This window comes from Kitasatospora sp. NPDC001664, assembly GCF_053596675.1.
Genome location: NZ_JBSFGS010000044.1, coordinates 42,792 through 55,804, shown reverse-complemented (window position 1 = coordinate 55,804; position 13,013 = coordinate 42,792). Strand labels below are relative to the sequence as shown.

General features: G+C 73.4%; 8 protein-coding genes and 2 tRNA genes. 3 read left to right on the top strand and 7 right to left on the bottom strand.

What is annotated here, in order from left to right:
- Positions 1 to 214: 214 nt before the first annotated feature.
- Positions 215 to 3,436, bottom strand: a complete 3,222-nt coding sequence (locus ACWCYY_RS37635) for a S41 family peptidase (protein ID WP_449798605.1) — start codon at positions 3,434 to 3,436, stop codon at positions 215 to 217.
- Between the two features lie 297 nt (positions 3,437 to 3,733).
- Here ACWCYY_RS37635 and ACWCYY_RS37630 point away from each other — a divergent pair, with 297 nt between their 5' ends.
- Positions 3,734 to 5,410: a chitinase gene (locus ACWCYY_RS37630; protein WP_449798604.1), complete on the top strand. Its 1,677-nt coding sequence runs from the start codon at positions 3,734 to 3,736 to the stop codon at positions 5,408 to 5,410.
- Positions 5,411 to 5,457: 47 nt separating this feature from the next.
- Here the strand turns inward: ACWCYY_RS37630 and ACWCYY_RS37625 are convergent.
- Together ACWCYY_RS37625 and ACWCYY_RS37620 are read right to left on the bottom strand one after the other, a co-directional pair.
- Positions 5,458 to 5,531 (bottom strand) — tRNA-Lys (locus tag ACWCYY_RS37625).
- 47 nt (positions 5,532 to 5,578) lie between these two features.
- Positions 5,579 to 6,493, bottom strand: a complete 915-nt coding sequence (locus ACWCYY_RS37620; RefSeq protein WP_449798603.1) for an NADP-dependent oxidoreductase — start codon at positions 6,491 to 6,493, stop codon at positions 5,579 to 5,581.
- Between the two features lie 158 nt (positions 6,494 to 6,651).
- On the opposite strand from ACWCYY_RS37620, the gene ACWCYY_RS37615 reads away from it, so the two are divergent.
- Together ACWCYY_RS37615 and pgi are read left to right on the top strand one after the other, a co-directional pair.
- A complete protein-coding gene (locus ACWCYY_RS37615) occupies positions 6,652 to 8,214 on the top strand; it encodes a Na+/H+ antiporter (RefSeq protein ID WP_345285782.1) in 1,563 nt (520 codons plus the stop codon).
- Positions 8,215 to 8,407: 193 nt separating this feature from the next.
- Positions 8,408 to 10,060: a glucose-6-phosphate isomerase gene (gene pgi / locus ACWCYY_RS37610; protein WP_449798602.1), complete on the top strand. Its 1,653-nt coding sequence runs from the start codon at positions 8,408 to 8,410 to the stop codon at positions 10,058 to 10,060.
- Between the two features lie 215 nt (positions 10,061 to 10,275).
- On the opposite strand, the gene ACWCYY_RS37605 is transcribed toward pgi, so the two are convergent.
- From ACWCYY_RS37605 to ACWCYY_RS37590, 4 genes are all read right to left on the bottom strand, one after another.
- Positions 10,276 to 10,349: transfer RNA gene (locus ACWCYY_RS37605), tRNA-Lys, on the bottom strand.
- 52 nt (positions 10,350 to 10,401) lie between these two features.
- Positions 10,402 to 10,914, bottom strand: a complete 513-nt coding sequence (locus tag ACWCYY_RS37600) for a bifunctional DNA primase/polymerase (RefSeq protein WP_345285786.1) — start codon at positions 10,912 to 10,914, stop codon at positions 10,402 to 10,404.
- A 143-nt stretch (positions 10,915 to 11,057) separates the two neighbouring features.
- Positions 11,058 to 11,462: a hypothetical protein gene (locus ACWCYY_RS37595; protein WP_345285788.1), complete on the bottom strand. Its 405-nt coding sequence runs from the start codon at positions 11,460 to 11,462 to the stop codon at positions 11,058 to 11,060.
- 152 nt (positions 11,463 to 11,614) lie between these two features.
- Entirely contained in the window at positions 11,615 to 13,012 is a 1,398-nt protein-coding gene (locus ACWCYY_RS37590; RefSeq protein ID WP_449798609.1) for an AAA domain-containing protein, read from the bottom strand.
- Between the last annotated feature and the right edge of the window lies 1 nt (position 13,013).

Sequence of the window (13,013 nt, the reverse complement as noted above, 5' to 3'; positions counted from 1 at the left end):
GGGAACTGCGCGAACCGGAAGGCGGCTCACCTGCAACTGAGGCTCCGTCAGCCAGTTGCACGTGCTGCCGTCCCCCTTCGCGCAGTTCCCCGCGCCCCCGGTGTAACCACGTACGTCCTCGCGCCGCGGTGTGACCACGTACGTCCTCGCGCACCGGTGTGACCACGTACGTCCTCGCGCACCGGTGTGACCACGTACGTCCTCGCGCCTGGCGTCACCTGGGCGGCAGGGGCGGGCGGCGGAGGTCGGGCCGGGGGGTGTCGGGGGGCGGGGGAGCGGCGGCCGGGTGTTCGGCCAGCAGGTCCAGGGCCAGCCGGACGGCGGTCTCCAGCTCCGTGTGCAGGTGCGCCGCCCACTCGTGCGGCCCCCGCACCACCGTGACGTCCGGCGCCACCCCGTGGTTCTCCACCGACCACCCGATGCTGCCCGTGAACCACGAGGCGTTCTTCGGCACGGAGATCTGCGTCCCGTCCCCGAGCGTGTGACGTCCGGTCATGCCGACCACCCCGCCCCAGGTCCTCGTCCCGACCACCGGCCCGAGCCCCAGCAGCCGGATCGCGGCGATGATGACGTCCCCGTCCGAGCTGGTCGCGTGGTCGGCCAGCGCCACCAGCGGCCCGCGCGGCGCGTCCCGCGGGTAGCGGACCGGCAGCCGCCCCCGGGCGTGGTCCCAGGCCAGCACCCGGCGGTTGAGCTTCTCCAGCACCAGCTCCGAGACGTTCCCGCCGGCGTTCCCCCGCACGTCCAACACCAGGGCGGGGTGGTCGAGTTCGCGCCGCAGGTCGCGGTTGAACTGGGCCCAGCCGGAGCCGCCGAGGTCAGGGATGTGCAGGTACCCGCACCGTCCGTCGCTCAACTCCCGTACCAGCTGGCGCCGTTTGGTCACCCAGTCCTGGTAGCGGATCGGCCGCTCGTCGGTCAGCGGGGTGACCGCGATCCGGCGCTCGGAGCCGTCGGAAGCGGCGCGGAAGGTCAGCTCCACCGTGGTGTTCCCGGCCCCGGCCAGCAGTGGGGCGGGGCCGCGCACCGGGTCCGGCGGGCGGCCGCCGACGGCGGTGAACTCGTCGCCGTCGCGCAGCCCGTAGCCGGCCAGCGGGGCCCGGGCGCGTGGGTCGGAGGACTCGCCGGGCAGGATCCGGTGCACCAGCCAGCGGCCGTCCGCGGCCCGGCGGATGTCCGCGCCGAGCAGGCCCATCGGCTGCTGGGCGAGGGTGGCGCCCTCGCTGCGGCGGGCGGCGGTGACGTAGGCGTGCGAGGTGCCGAGCTCGCCGAGCAGCTCCCTGAGCAGATCGGCGAAGTCGTCGGGGGAGGCCACCCGTTCCACCAACGGGGCGTACTGCTCGACCAGTCCGGGCCAGTCGAGCCCGCACATGCCCTCGTCCCAGAACTGGTCCGGCACGATCCGGGCCGCCTCCCGGAAGGACTGACGCCACTCCTCGGCCGGGTGCACGGTGTGCGTGATCCGGCGCAGGTCGACCGTCAGGGGCTGGCTGCCGGAGGGGAGTTGGAGCAGCCGCAGGGTGGCGTTGGAGAACACCAGCACCGACCGGCCGTCCCCGGCGACCGAGTACCCCTCGACGTGCTCGGCCACCGTGGTCCGGGTGCCGTGCGCCAGGTCGAAGTACTCCAGCACCGGGCGGCCCGAGGTGTCGGCCGGATTGGCGAAGGTCTGCCCCAGCGCCCCCGCGATCGGCCAGCGCAGCCAGAGCACCCCGCCCCGGGCCGAGGCGGTGGCGGAGTACTTGGAGGCCGTCACCGGGAACGGCACCAGCCGGGTGGACAGGCCCTCCCGGTCCACCGTCACCGTGCCGTCGCCGCTGCTCTGCTCCGGGTCCAGCCCCACCGGCGGGCGGCCCTCGGCCGGGGCGGCGAAGGGTGACGGGGTGTCCGCCGCCAGCGGCACCAGGTACGGGCGGCAGCCGAGCGGGAAGGAGAGGTCCCCGGTGTGCACGTCGTGCACCGGGTCGAAGCCGCGCCAGGAGAGGAAGACCAGGAAGCGGCCGTCCCGGGTGAAGACCGGGTGCTCGTCCTCGAACCGCCCGCCGGTCACGTCCACGGTGTGCGAGGGGTCCGCCACCCTGGCCAGCTGGATCGAGCGCAGCGAACGGCCCGCCACCGGCTGCGCCCAGGCCAGCCACTGCGAGTCGGGGGAGAACGCGGGCGTGCCCACCGGGCCGTGCCGGGAGGCGGCCACCTCGGTGACGGTGCCGTCCGCCACCGAGACCAGCAGCAGCCGCCCGTCGGTGGCGACCACCGCCAGGGTGCGGCCGTCCGGCGAACCGGTCAGCTCCACCACCCGGCCCAGCCGCCCCGCCGCCAGCCGCCGGTTCGGGCCCTCCGCGCCGCCCCGGCCCGGCGCGGGGGCGATCTCCACCGCGTCGGCGCCCTCCGCGTCGGTGATCCAGGCGATCCGCCCCTCCGCACCGAGCACCACCGGCAGCCGGGCCCGCACGCCGGGGGTGTCGGCCAGCACCCGGGCCGGGCCGTCCCGGTGCGCCAGCCAGTACAGGCTGCCCCGGACCGTGAGCACGCCGGCCCGCCCGGTGGCGTCGCAGGCGAGGTCCTTGACCTGACCCGCCGTCGGTACCTGGTACGGGCGGCGGCCGGTCCGCGAACCGCCGAGCGGCACCTCCAGCCGGCGCGGGTGCGGCGCCTCCAGGCCCTCCAACAGCCAGAGGTCACCGGCGTGCTGGTAGACGATCCTGGTCCCGTCGGTGGCCGCCTCGCGGGCGTAGTAGCAGGCGTGGTCGGTGTGCCGGCGCAGGTCGGTGCCGTCGGTGCGGCAGGAGTAGAGGTTGCCCACGCCCTCGTGGTCGGAGAGGAAGGCGATCCGGTCGCCCATCGGCATCGGGGAGGCCAGGTGGCCCGGGAGCTCGGGCAGCAGCTGACGGTTCCCCAGCCAGAGCCGCCCGGTGGCGCCGCCCCGGTACCGCTTCCACGCCGCCGGCTCGTGCGGGGCGGTGGCCGTCAGCAGCACGGTGTGCTCGCCGTCCTGCTGCGCGTCGCCGACCGGACCCCAGGGCATCCGGCGCCCGGGGGAGCCGTCCGGCGGGAGCGCCCACGCCCAGGTGTAGTGCGCGAAGGGCTCGTGGTACGAGGTCACCGCGAGCAGTTCGCCGTCCGGCAGCCACCCGCGCAGCCGGGTGTCCTGACTGGCCCAGTGCGTCAGCCGGACGGCCGGCTCGCCGCCGGCCGAAGGGGCGCTCCACACCTCGGGAGTGAGGGTCAGCCAGCTGGTCCAGGCGACGGTCCCGCCGTCCGGCGAGAGCCGCGGGTTGCTCACCCTGGTCCGGTCGCAGCTGACCCGCCAGGCCCGGCCGACCCCGCCGTCCGCGGCGAGCGGGGCGGCCCAGACGTCGTCCTCGGCGGTGAACGTGAGCAGCCCGCCGCGCAGGTGCGGGAACCGGAGGTAGCCAGGGACGGTCACGCCCTCCATGCAACGTGCGCTTCCACGGGCCCGCAACCTGGCATCGGAGGCTCGGCAGGGCAGCGGCCCAGGGGCGCGGGGAACTGCGCGCCGGGGAACGGCAGCACGTGCAACTGGCTGACGTGCCCTCAGTCGCAGGTGGGCCGCCTTCCGCTCCGCGCAGTTCCCCGCGCCCCCAAAGACATCACCTCGTTCCCGGAGCCATTGACACCCGACGGCCCGAGACGCTTCAGTGGTCCAGTCCAATTTTGGCTCCCCTGCACCGAGTTGGACACCCCCACAGAACGAGGCAGGAGCGTCCCCCACATGCGCACTCCCCGTACCACCAGAAGGCTGGTCGCCGGAGCGACCGCCTGGGCCACCGCGGCGGCCGGTGCCGTCGCCCTCACCTTCTCCCTGGCACCGTCCGCGAGCGCGGGCGAGTTCCTGGCGAACGGCGGCTTCGAGTCCGGCAGCCTCTCGCCCTGGAGCTGCTCGGGCGGTCTCGGCAGCGTCAGCAGCCAGGCCCGGACCGGCAGTTCGGCCCTGGCCGGCGCGGCCTCGGCCGGTGACATCGCCAAGTGCGTGCAGACCGTCCAGGTCGCACCGAACACCACGTACCAGCTCTCCGGCTGGGTCAAGGGCTCCTACGTCTACCTCGGCGTGGAGGGCGGCAGCACCGCCTCCACCTGGACCCCGGGCACCGGCGGCGCCTACCAGAAGCTCTCGGTGAGCTTCACCACCGGCGCGAGCCAGACCAGCGCCACCGTCTACACCCACGGCTGGTACGGCCAGGGCACCTACTACGCGGACGACCTCTCGCTGGACGGCCCCGGCGCCCCGAGCCCGAGTCCCTCCGTCTCCGTCTCGCCCTCGCCGTCCACCAGCACCTCGGCCTCGCCGTCGCCGTCCCCCTCCACCAGCACCTCGCCCTCCCCCTCCCCGTCCACCTCCTCCTCGCCGACCGCCCCGCCGCCCGGCGGCCTGCCCAAGCACGCCCTGGTCGGCTACCTGCACGCCAGCTTCGCCAACGGCGCCGGCTACACCAAGGTCGCCGACATCCCGGACTCCTGGGACGTCATCAACCTGTCCTTCGGCGAGCCCACCTCGGTGACCTCCGGCGACATCCGGTTCAACCGCTGCCCGGTCACCGAGTGCCCGTCGGTCGAGTCGGACGCCGACTTCAAGGCGGCCATCGCCGCCAAGCAGGCCAAGGGCAAGAAGGTGCTGATCTCGATCGGCGGCCAGAACGGCCAGGTCCAGCTCACCACCACCGCCGCCCGCGACGCCTTCGTCAACTCGGTCTCGGCCATCATCGACAGGTGGGGCCTGAACGGCCTCGACATCGACTTCGAGGGCCACTCGCTCTCGCTGGCCACCGGCGACAACGACTTCAAGAACCCGACCACCCCGGTCGTGGTGAACCTGATCTCCGCGCTGAAGACCCTCAAGGCCAAGTACGGCAAGGACTTCGTGCTGACCATGGCCCCGGAGACCTTCTTCGTCCAGCTCGGCTACCAGTACTACGGCTCCGGCCCCTGGGGCGGTCAGGACCCGCGCGCCGGCGCCTACCTCCCCGTCATCCACGCGATGCGGAACGACCTCACCCTGCTGCACGTCCAGGACTACAACTCGGGCTCGATCATGGGCCTGGACAACCAGTACCACTCGATGGGCGGCGCCGACTTCCACGTCGCGATGACCGACATGCTGCTCAAGGGCTTCCCGGTGGCCGGCAACACCAACAACGTCTTCCCGCCGCTGGCCCCCTCCCAGGTCGCCATCGGCATGCCCGCCACCACCTACGCCGGCAACGGCTACGTCTCCCCGGCCGAGGTCAACAAGGCCCTCGACTGCCTCACCAAGGCCACCAACTGCGGCACCTACGTCCCCCGCAGCGGCCCCCAGCCCGACCTGCGCGGCCTGATGACCTGGTCCATCAACTGGGACCAGTACAACGGCACCCGCGAGTTCTCCAAGAACTTCGACAGCTACTGGCCGTAGAACGACCGAAGGCCCCTCACCTGAGTGAGGGGCCTTCCGGCTGTCTGTGCGCCGCCAGGGACTCGAACCCCGGACCCGCTGATTAAGAGTCAGCTGCTCTAACCAACTGAGCTAGCGGCGCCTGCTGACGAAGAGAACATTACCCGGTCAGCAGCCCGGATCGGAAATTCACTCCTCCCAGGGGAGGATCACGGCCTTGCCGCGGACGTGGCCGGCCTCCACCAGGCGGTGGGCCTCGGCCGCGCGGGAGAGCGGGAAGGAGGCGGAGACGGTGAGGCGCAGGCGGCCCTGCTCCCAGAGGGCGGTGAGCTCGGCGAGGCGGGCGGCGGAGCGGGGGCCGTAGAGCCAGCGGATGCCGAGGCCCTCGGCGGCCGGGTCGGCGATGGTGCCGATCCGGGAGCGGTCGGCGACCAGTTCGAGGGACGGTTCCAGGGCGCCGCGCCCGGCTGCGTCGAAGGCCGCGTCCACCCCGTCGGGGGCGAGCGCGCGGACCCGGTCGGCCAGGCCCTCGCCGTAGGTGACCGGGGTCGCGCCGAGGGAGCGGAGGTAGTCGTGGTTGGCCTCGCTGGCGGTGCCGATCACCGTGGCGCCCCAGGCCCGGGCCAGCTGGACGGCGACCGTGCCGACCCCGCCGGCCGCGGCGTGGACCAGGACGGTGTCACCCGCCGAGACCCCGAGCCCGGACAGCGCCACGTGCGCGGTCTGGCCGGAGGCGGAGAGCGATCCGGCCTCGGCCCAGCCCATCCCGGCGGGCTTGGCCACCAGCTGGTCGGCCGGTGCCGCCACGTACCGGGCGTGGGCGCCCAGCAGCCGGAAGCCCAGCACCTCGTCGCCGGGCGCCCAGCCCGAGACGCCCTCGCCGAGGGAGACGACCACCCCCGCGAACTCGTTGCCCGGCGTGGCCGGGTACTCCACCGTCACACCGCGCGGCGCCCAGCCGGAGCGGATCGCGGTGTCGGCCGGCTGGATGCCGGCGGCCATCACCCGCACCAGCACCTCGCCCGGCCCGGGCTCCGGCACCGGCAGCTCGGTCACTTCCAGCACCTCGGGCCCACCGGGCTCCCGGAACAGCGTCGCCAGCATCTGCCTGTCTCCCCTTCGGTCGGACTGATCGTCACCACTCTCGAAGATGAAGCGCGCTTGAAGTCAAGGCCCGGCCGGAGCGCGCCGCGCGCGTCTGTCGCACTGTCAGATTTATGCTGATCGGCGACCCGTCGCCCACCGAGAGGACGCCGACCCCCGTGGGACAGCTCAGCCTGCTCTTCCTGGTGCTGCTCGCCTCGGTGGTGACCATCCCGGTCGCCCGGATCACCCGGGTGCCGCAGCCGGTGCTGATGACCGCCATCGGCCTGGTGCTCGCCCTGGTGCCGCAGGTCCCGGACATCGAGGTCAACCCCGAACTGATCCTCCCGCTGGTGCTGCCGCCGCTGATCTTCGCCGTCGCCCGGCGCTCCTCGGTCCGGTACTTCAAGGCCAACGCCCGCTCCATCCTGCTGCTCGCGGTCGGCCTGGTGGTGGTCACCACCACGGTGGTCGCCGGCACCTTCCACTGGCTGCTGCCCGCCCTCCCGGTGGCCGCCGCCATCGCGCTCGGCGCGCTGGTCTCCCCGCCCGACCCGGTGGCCGCGGTCGCGGTGGCCGGCAGCGTCGGGCTGCCCCGGCGGCTGGTCGCGGTGCTGGAGAGCGAGGGCCTGTTCAACGACGTCACCGCGATCGTCATCTACTCGCTGGCGATCGAGGCGGTCACCGAGGGGCACCTGTCCGCGGAGGGGATCGCCCTGCGGTTCGTGCTCTCGGCCGTGGTCGCGGTGGTGGTCGGCGCGGGCCTCGGCTGGCTCAACGCCAGGCTGGCCGGAATGCTCGACGACCCCACCCAGCAGGTCGCGCTCAACCTGCTGGTGCCGTTCGCCGCCTACGTGCTGGCAGAGGAGCTGCACGGCTCCGGCGTGCTCTCCGTGGTGGTCTGCGCCCTCTACCTGGCCGACCGCGCCCAGGACGCCGACGACGTGGCGTACCGGCTGGTCGGCAACGCCTTCTGGCAGATCGTCGAGATCCTGGTCACCGGTGTGGCCTTCGGCCTGATCGGCCTGGAGCTGGCCCCGCTGCTGGACGAGGTCGGCGGCGCCTGGCGTGGCATGCTCGGCGACGCCGCCTGGGTGATCGCCGCCGTGGTGCTGGTCCGGCTGGCCTGGCTGCTGCCCGCCGCCTGGATCTCCAAGCGGGTCAGCAACGCCGACGAGGACACCCCGGTCAGCGTCGGCGAGACGGTGGTGCTCTGGTGGTCCGGGATGCGCGGGGTGGCCACCGTGGCCCTCGCGCTCGCCATCCCGCGCGACTTCCCCGGGCGCAACGAGATCGTCATCTGCGCCTTCGCGGTGGTCCTCTTCACCCTGCTGGTCCAGGGTCTGACGCTCCCTCTGGTGGTCAAGGTGCTCGGCCTCGGCGGCGGCACCGACGAGCACGAGGAGGCGGTCAAGCACATGTGGTGGCGGGCCGCCAAGGCCGGCCTGGTCCGGCTCGGGGAGCTGGAGGAGGAGCGCGACCTCCAGCCCGAGGTGGTCGAGGTCCTCAGGGAGCGCCAGCACGACCGGCTGGCCCGGCTCTGCCCCGAGCGCTACGCCGAGGAGGAGGCGGTCGAGGCCCGCGAGCGCTGGGAGCAGCTGCGCTCCGCCGCCGACCTCGAACAGGAGATGATCGCCGCCTCCCGCCGCGAGGTCCTGGTCGCCCGCGGCGAGCCGGGAGGCGATCCGGAGATCGCCGACCAGGTGATGCGCCGTCTGGACCTGCGCTCCCGGCGGAAGTAGGTGCACGGGAGGAGGTGGCGGAGTACGCCCGGTGGCCAGTGGCGCGTCACCTGACGGACCGTCGCGCGAAGTAGGCTGACCCGGGCAGGCCGTCAACGGAGTCGGCGCACCACAGAGCTACCGCCGGACCTCGCGCCACCCTCTCGCAGGGACCTGCCGGTAACCGAAATCCGGATACTCAAGGAGCAAAGCGATGACGGCGCAGAACCGCACCCCCCTGGACCGGCTGCCGCAGTGGACGGCGCTGGCCAAGCACCGGGAGGAGTTCGGTCAGACGCACCTGCGCGAGCTGTTCGCCGCCGACCCGGAGCGCGGCTCGGGCTACACCCTGGCCGTCGGCGACCTGCTGGTGGACTACTCGAAGCAGCTGGTGAACGACCGGACCCTGGAGCTGCTGCGGGAGCTGGCCGCGGCCACCGGCGTGGCCGAGCTGCGCGACGCGATGTTCCGCGGCGAGAAGATCAACACCACCGAGGACCGGGCCGTCCTGCACACCGCGCTGCGGGCCCCGCGCGGCGCGGAGGTCCTGGTCGACGGCGAGAACGTGGTCCCGGCCGTGCACGCGGTGCTCGACAAGATGGCCGCCTTCTCCGACAAGGTCCGCTCCGGGGAGTGGACCGGCCACACCGGCAAGCGGATCAAGAACGTGGTCAACGTCGGCATCGGCGGCTCCGACCTCGGCCCGGCGATGGCGTACGAGGTGCTCCGCCCGTTCACCCAGCGCGACCTGACGGTCCGTTTCGTCTCCAACGTGGACGGCGCGGACCTGCACGAGGCGGTCCGCGACCTGGACGCCGCCGAGACCCTCTTCATCGTGGCCTCCAAGACCTTCACCACGATCGAGACCGTCACCAACGCCACCTCCGCCCGCGGCTGGCTGCTGGAGCAGCTCGGCGCCGGCCAGGAGGCCGTGGCCAAGCACTTCGTGGCGCTCTCCACCAACGCCGCCGGCGTCGCCGACTTCGGCATCGACGTGGAGAACATGTTCGAGTTCTGGGACTGGGTCGGCGGCCGCTACTCCTACGACTCGGCCATCGGCCTCTCGCTGATGATCGCCATCGGCCCGGAGAACTTCCGGCAGATGCTGGACGGCTTCCACCTGGTCGACGAGCACTTCCGCACCGCGCCCGCGGCCGAGAACGTCCCGTTGCTGCTCGGCCTGCTGGGCGTCTGGTACGGCGCGTTCTTCGATGCCCAGGCGCACGCGGTGCTGCCCTACTCGCACTACCTCTCCCGCTTCACCGCCTACCTCCAGCAGCTCGACATGGAGTCCAACGGCAAGTCGGTGGACCGCGAGGGCAACCCGGTGAACTGGCAGACCGGCCCGGTGGTCTGGGGCACCCCCGGCACCAACGGCCAGCACGCCTACTACCAGCTGCTGCACCAGGGCACCAAGGTGATCCCGGCCGACTTCATCGGCTTCGCCCGCCCGGTCGCCGAGCTGGATGCCGCGACGGCCGCCCAGCACGACCTGCTGATGGCCAACTTCTTCGCCCAGACCCAGGCGCTGGCCTTCGGCAAGACCCCGGAGGAGGTCGCCGCGGAGGGCGTCCCCGCCGAGCTGGTGCCGCACAAGACCTTCCGGGGCAACCACCCGACCACCACCCTCCTGGCCGGCGAGCTGACCCCCTCGGTGCTCGGCCAGCTGGTCGCGCTGTACGAGCACAAGGTGTTCGTCCAGGGCGCGGTGTGGAACATCGACTCCTTCGACCAGTGGGGCGTCGAGCTCGGCAAGGTGCTCGCCAAGAAGATCGAGCCGGTCCTGCTGACCGGCGAGGGCACCGACCAGCTGGACAGCTCCACCGCCGCCTTGGTCGCCAAGTACCGCACCCTGCGCGGCCGCTGACGCTCGCCCGGGCAGCGCCCCGAGGGCCGAAGGCCCCAGGGGCGCGAGGAACTGCGCGGGCTGGAAAGGCAGCACCTGCAACTGGCCGACGGTGGGTCAGTCGCAGGTGAGCCGCCTTCCGGTTCGCGCAGTTCCCCGCGCCCCCGGGATCACCATCCGGTGCGGGCAACGCAAGAAGGCCTCCCATCCGGAGATGGAAGGCCTTCTGCTGTCTGTGCGCCGCCAGGGACTCGAACCCCGGACCCGCTGATTAAGAGTCAGCTGCTCTAACCAACTGAGCTAGCGGCGCCTGCTGACGTGGAAGACTTTAGCAGCGTGTTCGGGCGGAACCAAAATCCAATTCACCCCCGCGACGCCCGGACGCAGGCCCAGAGCACGGTGGCCGCCCCCGGCAGCCACGGCTCCCGGGAGTCCGGCGCCACGATCCACCGGCCCGACCCCTGTCCGGGTGAGGCCGGGGCGTCCAGCATCCGCTGGATCGGCGGCACCGTCACCGCGTCCCCCAGGCCGTGGCAGAGCAGTGGCGGCACCTCGCGGGCCCACTCCTCCCAGGCCAGCAGGGTGCGCAGCCGGGCCGCGGCGCCCGGCTGCACGAACAGCAGGGTCCGGCCCCGGTACGAGGCCACCGGGCCGCAGCCCGGCCCGGAGGCCCAGAGTTCGTCCAGCACGGCCCGCCCGAACAGGGCCGGCATGCTGATCACGTCGAAGGCGCGGCCGCAGGGCAGCACCGTCGGGGCCCAGGGGCGGGACTCCCACAGGGCACGCATGCTGCGCGGGTACTCGCTCGCCGTGGCCAGCCAGGCCTCGCCGGCGGCCGTGACGTACTCCACGGATTGATACGTCCAGATGTCCACGCACAGCAGGGTGGCGCGGGGCGGGCGCCGCACGCAGGGAAAGCGGCGTTCGCCGGACAGCGGGTGGGGTGGGGGCGTACCCTTCCCGGCCGCATATGCCAATGGCCTGCCGGCCGGCTGCGCCCCCGCCTGCCCCGCTCGGCTCAGTGCTCGCCGGAGGCCCGGCGGCGGAGCAGCGAACCGCCGTACTCGACCATCTTGGCCGCGTAGTCCGGGGTCCAGTCGGCCCGGTCCGCGATCTCGGCGGGGGAGAGCGCGTCGAAGCGGCGGGTGTCCGCCAGCTGGGCCGCGGCGATGGCCTGGAAATCGGCGGCCCGCTCGGCGGCGGCCCGGAACGCCAGCGTCAACTCCGTGGAGCGGCGCAGCAGTTCGGCCGGGTCGGCGATGGACTCCAGGTCGAAGAACCGTTCCGCCTCGGGCTCGTCGGCCTGCGGCTCGAAGAGCAGCTGGGCCGGGCGCAGCCGACGGGCGGGCGCGGGCACGGCTGACGGGGCGTCCGGTGCGACGAGGTCGGCAGCGTCGGGGCGGGAAGCACCGGCGTCGGGCATGGTGGGACACCTCCGGGGTGTGGTGGGTGGCTGCCGTCCCATTGTCGCGCGGGGACGGCCGGTAACGGAACGGTGCGCGTGCGGTCGCTATTCCCCTCCCGTGCGCCCCCTTGGTGCTGCCTCCGCCGGTGTTCGTGCCGCGTCCGCCGTGCTCAGCGCAGCCGGACCCGGTGCTCGCCCAGCAGGGCCAGCACCGCGTGGTTGGCCTCCCAGCCGTCCGGGAACTTCATCGTGACGCCCAGCTGCACCGGCTCGGTGGACGGGTGCTCGTCCAGCAGCTCCGGGATGCCGGCCCGGGCCACCACGATGCAGGCGTGCCGGTGCCGCGAGGCGAGCACGCAGAGCCGGCCCGTCTCCAGGTGGAAGGCGGTGGCGTCCGGGCGGCCGGAGAGCGGGTGCAGCACCACCGTGACGTCGTACTCCCGGCCCTGCAGCCGGTTGGCGGTGTCCACGGTGACGGCCGGGCCGGCCGCGTGGTCCACCGGCACGCCGAGCTTCACCAGGGCGGCCCGCACCGCCGCCGCCTGGTCCCGGTGCGCGGTGCCGACCGCGATCCGGTCGGGGGTGAGCGGGGCCGAACCCTGCTCCGAGTGCGCCGTCAGGCCCCTGGCCAGCAGGCGCTGCACCACTGCGGCGGTGGCCTGCACCGCCTGCGGGTCGGTCCGCACGGTGTGCCGGGCGGGCAGCTCCAGCAGCGCCCAGCCGTGCTCGGCCGCCTCGTCCACGGCCGCGTCCAGTGCCGAGCCGTCCCCGGCGGTGGCGGCGGTCAGCCGCCGGTCGTCCGGGCCGGTGCCCGAGCGGAACGGGGTGTACGGGTAGAACGCCTGCGAGATCAGCGGAGCCGCCGAGTACGGCAGCCGCCAGGAGACCGGCAGCCGGTGCGGGCGGATCGCCGGGTTGTGCGCCAGCAGGGTGACCACCGCACTGCTCGACGGGTCGTACGACAGGCCGGCCCACTGGTCGGTGCCGACCACCGTGAACGGGTCCAGCTGGCCCGGGTCACCGACGAACAGCGCCCGCTCGAACAGCCCGGCGACGGCCAGCAGTGCGTCCGAGCGCATCTGGTACGCCTCGTCCACGATCGCGTGCCGCCAGGGCTGCTCGGCCTTCACCCACTGCCACTTGGCGGCGGTGGAGATGACCACGTCCTGCTCCAGCAGCTCCGCCACCTTGGAGGAGGCCGTCACGTTCGCCAGCGCGGCCAGCTCCGGGCCCGGCTTGGCGTCGCTCGCGTGCAGCCGGCCGATCGTCAGCTCCGGACCCCTCTCGGCCAACCGGCCGACCAGGTCGTCCACCTGACCGTTCGTCTGGGCCACGATCATCAGGCGCTCGCCGCCGGCGACCAGCTCCTTGGCGGCCCTCACCACGAGCGTCGACTTCCCCGCGCCGGGCGGGGAGTCGACCACCACGCCCCGCGGTCCCCCGGGGGCGGGGCTGACGGTGGCGGCCAGGATCGCGGCCACGGCGGAGTCGGCGGCGGCGCCCGGGTTCGCCACCTCGGGGGCCTCAGGAGCCGCGGGGGCCTCCGGGGCCGGAGGGTCGATGGTCATG

What these genes read in the sequence shown, in the direction of transcription:
- ACWCYY_RS37635 (WP_449798605.1), bottom strand. Translation starts at nt 3,436, where the DNA reads ATGGAGGGCGTGACCGTCCCTGGCTACCTCCGGTTCCCGCACCTGCGC.
- ACWCYY_RS37630 (WP_449798604.1), top strand. Translation starts at nt 3,734, where the DNA reads ATGCGCACTCCCCGTACCACCAGAAGGCTGGTCGCCGGAGCGACCGCC.
- ACWCYY_RS37620 (WP_449798603.1), bottom strand. Translation starts at nt 6,493, where the DNA reads ATGCTGGCGACGCTGTTCCGGGAGCCCGGTGGGCCCGAGGTGCTGGAA.
- pgi (WP_449798602.1), top strand. Translation starts at nt 8,408, where the DNA reads ATGACGGCGCAGAACCGCACCCCCCTGGACCGGCTGCCGCAGTGGACG.
- ACWCYY_RS37595 (WP_345285788.1), bottom strand. Translation starts at nt 11,462, where the DNA reads ATGCCCGACGCCGGTGCTTCCCGCCCCGACGCTGCCGACCTCGTCGCA.
- ACWCYY_RS37590 (WP_449798609.1), bottom strand. Translation starts at nt 13,012, where the DNA reads ATGACCATCGACCCTCCGGCCCCGGAGGCCCCCGCGGCTCCTGAGGCC.